Origin of the sequence: Bradyrhizobium sp., assembly GCF_004799445.1 — a bacterium.
Taxonomy (GTDB): Bacteria; Pseudomonadota; Alphaproteobacteria; order Rhizobiales; family Xanthobacteraceae; genus Bradyrhizobium.
Window position 1 is genome coordinate 1 of the sequence record NZ_SSNA01000166.1, and the last position, 5,390, is coordinate 5,390.

Sequence of the window (5,390 nt, forward strand, 5' to 3'; positions counted from 1 at the left end):
CGTCTGAAGGCTTGGATAAGGGTGTCGGCTTCTTCTAACGAACCGCATTCCCGTCGCCCGCGTAGTGCCACCGCACCGGTGCGGGCGACGTTTCACTGACCGGATTGCGGTCAGTTGTCGACGCGCAGCTTTCTCTCGGATGACTGCGCGCGAGCAGCGAAAGTGCTTGCTGCGCGCGAACCATAAAAATTTGAGCTGGCGATCAATCTCGAGACCGCGAAGGCGCTCGGGACTATGATTTCACCCAGGGGTCCTCGTCCAAGCCAGCGAAGTGACCCGATGAAGCGGCGTGGACATTTTGGTTAATTGATTGTGAAGGTTTTAGGAGCAAGCTTGGAAATTATTGCCGTGATGCTTTTTCAACGACCGAAACGGTGCGCGACGAAGCTATCCATCGCCTTTGGCAGCCGTCGATTAAGAAGGACATTCTCCATGCGAACCTCTCCTCTTAAAGCGCTTCCCGTTGTAATAGCTGCCCTCCTCACGACTGGTGTTTCTGCATTCGCTGAAGATGGTGTCTCTGCCGACAAGGTCGTATTTGGCCAGGCAACTGCTCTCGAAGGCCCGGCCTCGGCTTTGGGCCAAGGCATGAAATTAGGTCTCGAAGCGGCCTTCACCGAAATAAACAAGGCCGGCGGCGTTAAGGGTCGGAAGCTCGAGCTCAAGAGCGTCGATGACGGGTACGAACCGAGCAAGTCCATTGAAGTGGTCAAGAAGCTGCTTGAGGAAGACAAGGTATTCGCTCTCGCCGGCGCAGTGGGTACGCCAACAGCAGCCGCCACCCAGCCGATCGCGACCGCAGGAGGTGCTCCCTTTATCGGCGCCTTTACCGGCGCCGAATTTCTGCGCGAGCCCTACAAACCCCTGGTGATGAATATCCGCGCCAGCTACTTCCAGGAAACGGAAGCCATGGTCGAACATCTGACCAAGGACATCGGCGCATCCAAAATCGCAATCATGTACCAGGACGATGCTTTCGGCCAGGCGGGCCTGGCCGGTGTCAAGAAGGCGCTCGACAAGCGGCAGATGCAGCTTGCCGGGGAAGGTACTTTCGAGCGGAACACGCTAGCTGTAAAAGCAGCGCTGCTGGCCATCAAGAAGGCTCAGCCTGATGCAGTCATCATGATCAGCCCCTACAAGCCCGCGGCCGAGTTCATCAAGTTGGCTAGACAGATCAAGCTCGACGCCACCTTTGTGAATATCTCGTTTGTTGGTTCCAATGCGCTTGCAAAGGAACTGGGCCCAGCGGGTGCCGGCGTCGTGATCACACAGGTCGTTCCCTTTCCGAATGACGCCTCGATACCGGTGGTCGGGCGCTACCAGGCCGCACTCAAGGCAAGCGCCCCCGACGCTCAGCCGGGCTTCGTCTCGCTTGAGGGTTACCTTGTTGGCCGCGCGATCATCGTTGCGCTGGAAAAAGTTAGTGGTGATCTTACACGGCAAGCTGTGGTCGAGGCCGTTCAAAAGGCCGGCACCATCGATCTTGGCGGTTTCAAGCTCGCCTACAGCCCCAGCAGCAATCGGGGCTCGGATCAAGTGTTCCTGACCGTGATTCAGGCGGACGGCAGCCTCAAGGCGGTCTCTCACCTTGAGAAACCCGGAACGTAAATAAGAAAGGCTGCGAAGAAAGCCCAGACTGTTCGCGTAACGATTTAGTGCGATTACTACCTGGAGATTGACGATGAAGGCTGCGATGTCGTGGTATCACCTTGGTCTCCGCGGTCGATTGTTTACAGCCTTTGGGCTCGTCGCCGCGCTCACCGTGCTGGCGAGCAGCAGCGCGATTATCTCCTACGGCAGCCTTGGGCGTTCGCTTGGTGCAATCGCCGAAAAGAGCTTGCCGGAGATCGCGCGCGCGTCGGAGGTCATCAGAGCCGCAGGTGAAGTCGCCGCCGCTGCGCCGCGCCTTCTCGCCGCAACAGATGCGGCCGAGCGCGAGCACGCCTTCAAGGTTATAACGGCCGCGCGCAAGGAACTCACGCAAAGCATTGGTGCGCTCACCGCCGAGGATGCTGCAAGGTTAAACAGGACCGCTGATCTCATCTTGGTGAATCTCGACCGGCTGGCGCAATCTGTCACCGAGCGCCACGCCATTGCCGCTTCGCGGAACGCACTTGTCACCAGCGTTCGAAAATCACATCAGAAGCTCGCTGAAAAATTGGCGCCGATGTCCGATGACGCCGGGTTCACCTTGACGATGGGTCTGCAGACCGCAGCGGACAACAAAGACCTCGAGGTCGTTCAGAAGACACTGGCTGCGCTTGCCGATAACGAACTCACGTCCCTGCAGGCAATCCTGGACCTGCGCGCCGAGTCCAACCTCATATTGGGGATCCTCGTTGAAGCGGCCGACCTGTCGTCCGCCGAACTGCTGCCGCCGGTCAAAGACCGGTTCGCCGCGACAGCAGGCCACCTTAAAAAGGCAGCGACAAACATCAAGGATCCCGAGACGTCGAAACTCGTCGATGAATTGGTCAAGACCGGCAAGGATGCTGGTAATATTTTCGAGCTCAAGCAAAGGGAGCTGGTTGCCGCCAAGACTGGTGCCAATGTGGTGATCGAAAATCGCGCGCTCGCCCAGGAGTTTGAGAAGGAAGTTGCAGGCCTGGGAACGCGCAGCGAGGTGGCGGCGGCCGCTGCGGTTCGTGAATCCGAGGCGGAGATCCGGCAAGGTCGGATTATCCTGATTTCCCTGGCGCTCGTCAGTCTGGTCGTTGCGCTCGCCATCGGCTGGTTTTACGTTAGCCGCGGGGTTGTACGTCGCCTTGTGCGTCTCCAGAACAGCATGAAATGCTTAGCAGCAGGCGATCTGGGTGCGGAAATCGCGACCAGCGGTTCCGACGAAATTGCCGAGATGGCTGAGGCGCTTCAAGTCTTTAAGGGCAACATGCTCGAGTCCAGCCGGCTTCGTGCGGAACGCTCAGAGACAGAAAAGCAGGCGCGTGCGCAGCGAAGAGCCGAGATGCAGAAACTCGCTGATGAATTTGAGGCCGCAGTTGGCGAGATTGTGCAGACGGTATCCTCCGCTTCAACGGAGCTGGAAGCTTCAGCGATCAGTTTGAGCAGGACTGCCGAGGAGACTCAGCAGCTGTCCGGAATGGTTGAATCGGCATCTGGGGAGGCCTCGAGTAACGTCCGATCGGTAGCGGCGGCGACCGATGAGATGACTGCCTCGATTGCTGAAATCAGCCGGCAAGTTCAGGAATCGAACCGGATTACCGGTGAGGCCGTCCGTCAGGCAGATGTCACCGATCAGCGCATCAACGAGCTGTCGAAGGCCGCTCTACGGATTGGCGATGTGGTCAATCTGATAACGACAATCGCGGAGCAGACCAACCTGCTGGCTCTGAACGCTACGATTGAGGCAGCTCGCGCCGGCGACTCCGGACGCGGCTTTGCGGTCGTTGCGCAGGAGGTGAAAGCGCTCGCTGCGCAGACTGCCAGCGCAACCCAAGAAATCAGTAGCCAGATTGCGGGAATGCAGGTTGCTACACAGGATTCGGTTGTGGCGATCGAGCAAATTGGAACCACGATCAGTCGGATTTCAGAAATTGCGGCAACGATCGCGACATCTGTCGAGCAGCAAGGCGGCGCGACGCAGGAAATTTCGCGCAATGTTGAGCAGGCAGCACAAGGTACCTCTGACGTCGCCACCAATATTGTCGACGTGAACAAGGGAGCTCGCGAGACCGGTTCTGCTTCGGCGAAGGTACTTTCCTCAGCACAGTCTTTGTCCGGGGAAAGCAATCGTCTCAAGTTGGAGGTCGCCAAGTTCCTAAACACGGTGAGGGCAGCTTAAAAACTCGAGATACAAGATCGATGAGTGCCAAGCGAGAGCAATATGAACAACGTGGTTCAATTGTTTAAACAACAGAAAATCGTAGGGCTATCGGACCCGGATATTATAGTGACATTCGCTCTCACGGAGCTTTTGGCGTCTCACGCCGAGCTGACCCTCACAATCAAAGCGCTTTCAGGACATCTCGATGCTCTCGATCATATAACTGATGCGCTGAGCGATTCCGACGCTCGAGCCCGGTTCAAGCAGGAGGCGAGACGGAGCCGCGAAAGTTGGCGAATGCTGTGCTCAATCTGTCCCGATAGGACGACTTGCCGGCGCGTCGGTGCAGGCGCAATGGCGCTGGTCGCCACGATGGTGTAGAAGGTGCATCCTGACCAGCGGTGCCCTCAGTGAAGCATTCAGAATTTCTCCCGCGCATTGAATCCTTACGTGGCATCGCAGCCCTTACGGTCGTCGGTTGTCACGTCAGCGGCCAGTTGTCTCCACTGCCGGGCGACGGCTGGTTGGACGGCTTCGCCAGTCAGCTAATCGCCGCCCTCTCAAACGGCACAGGCGCTGTCGTTACTTTTTTTGTCCTCAGCGGTTTTGTCCTAGCGCGCTCCCTCGACAGCAATCCCGATGCGGTGAGGTTCTTCCGCAACCGCCTTTTTCGGCTGTTTCCCGCCGCCATCGCCGTCGTCTCGTTGCTAACTGTGCTGCACTGGCGGTTCTGGTTGTTCGTCGGGTATCAGGCTTCATTCGATCCGCTCGACGTCATTCTGAATATGCTGATGATCCGAAGCGATATCAACGGCGTGATGTGGTCGATGACGGTCGAGTGCGCGGCAACACCGCTAATCCTGCTGAGTGTATGGTCCCTTAGCAAGCATGGTGAATCGCTGCTGTGGATCTTCATTGCTGTTCTTTTCGGTCTCTCCTTCTGGGGATCCTACGTTCATTTGCTCGGCGGCTTCACTAACCTTGTGGCATTTTATGCCTTCGTCGCCGGGGTACTGATCCATTTTCGGGGAGCCCGGAGAGCGCTGGTTGTCCCCCCGCAGATCGCGACCGCAACGGCGTTCGCTGCAATTGGCGTTTTTGTTTTCTGCGGTGCGAGCAAGCAGACCGCGCCGATTATAGCGCTCGAATGCTTAAGCGCATCGATATTGGTCATGCTGGTCGCCTGGCGCCAGGATATGTCTGTGTTTAAACTGCTCGATTTCAAGATAGTTCGGCTTTATGGCCGGATCTCTTACAGCTTCTATTTGTTGCACCCACTGGGCATGCTGTTTGCCTTCCGCGCTATCGATCCGCCGGCGCTTCAAGCGTGGGGAATGCCGCTATCCCTGACAATCGTTGTCACCACGTTTTTAGCAATCTTGTTCATCACGCCGGCGGCCTGGCTGCTATGGCGTTTTGTCGAGAAGCCTGCCATTAGCCTGGGAAGAAATTTGGGTAGACGGCCCAAGCTGCAGACAGCCAATTGAACTCGCTGTGACGAATGTCGGCTATTGATGGCACGAAGCAGACCTTTTTCCTCGCCACGAGAAATTCCAGCAGTCGAGATAAATGGGGACGTCGCCATTCCATAACGTCTCGTACGCGAATG

Annotated in this window: 3 protein-coding genes; all 3 read left to right on the plus strand. The window is 57.2% G+C overall.

The genetic code is table 11. From position 1 onward, the window contains the following. The first annotated feature begins 432 nt into the window (after positions 1 to 432). The 3 genes from E8A46_RS21460 to E8A46_RS21470 all read left to right on the plus strand — a co-directional run bounded on the left by E8A46_RS21460 (position 433) and on the right by E8A46_RS21470 (position 5,268). Complete coding sequence (locus E8A46_RS21460) at positions 433 to 1,608, plus strand: ABC transporter substrate-binding protein (RefSeq protein ID WP_291565592.1); 1,176 nt, start codon at positions 433 to 435, stop codon at positions 1,606 to 1,608. Positions 1,609 to 1,681: 73 nt separating this feature from the next. Continuing rightward, the gene (locus E8A46_RS21465; protein WP_291565588.1) at positions 1,682 to 3,799 is read left to right on the plus strand and encodes a methyl-accepting chemotaxis protein; all 2,118 of its coding nucleotides are present in this window, start codon (positions 1,682 to 1,684) and stop codon (positions 3,797 to 3,799) included. A gap of 392 nt (positions 3,800 to 4,191) precedes the next feature. After that, positions 4,192 to 5,268, plus strand: coding sequence for an acyltransferase (locus E8A46_RS21470; protein WP_291565591.1), 1,077 nt, complete (start codon positions 4,192 to 4,194; stop codon positions 5,266 to 5,268). Positions 5,269 to 5,390 lie beyond the last annotated feature (122 nt).

What these genes read in the sequence shown, in the direction of transcription:
- E8A46_RS21465 (WP_291565588.1), top strand. Translation starts at nt 1,682, where the DNA reads ATGAAGGCTGCGATGTCGTGGTATCACCTTGGTCTCCGCGGTCGATTG.
- E8A46_RS21460 (WP_291565592.1), top strand. Translation starts at nt 433, where the DNA reads ATGCGAACCTCTCCTCTTAAAGCGCTTCCCGTTGTAATAGCTGCCCTC.